Source organism: Janthinobacterium sp. JC611 (assembly GCF_018682595.1).
GTDB lineage: Bacteria > Pseudomonadota > Gammaproteobacteria > Burkholderiales > Burkholderiaceae_D > Janthinobacterium.
The window spans coordinates 1-323 of the sequence record NZ_JAFLJN010000042.1; the positions used below are offsets into that span (position 1 = coordinate 1).

The window sequence follows — 323 nt, forward strand, 5'->3', positions numbered from 1 at the left end:
GTCGCCTGCCGTACCCACTGCCGGCGCCGTCAGCGCCACGGTGGCCTATGGCAGCAGCGCCACTCCGATCACCCTGAACCTGGGCGGCGGCACGGCGACCTCGGTGGCGGTGGCGTCCGCCGCCGCGCACGGTACGGCGACAGCCAGCGGCACCGGCATCAGCTATACGCCGGCGGCAAATTATTCCGGGCCGGACAGCTTCACCTACACGGCCACCAACGCCGGAGGCACCTCGGCGGCGGCCACCGTGACGATCACGGTGTCGCCTGCCGTACCCACTGCCGGCGCCGTCAGCGCCACGGTGGCCTATGGCAGCAGCGCCA

Annotated in this window: 1 protein-coding gene; it reads left to right on the plus strand. The window is 72.4% G+C overall.

Annotated features, from left to right (window positions below):
• A partial coding sequence (locus J0O65_RS23855) for an Ig-like domain-containing protein (RefSeq protein ID WP_215409673.1) occupies positions 1-323 on the plus strand: 323 nt, incomplete at both ends.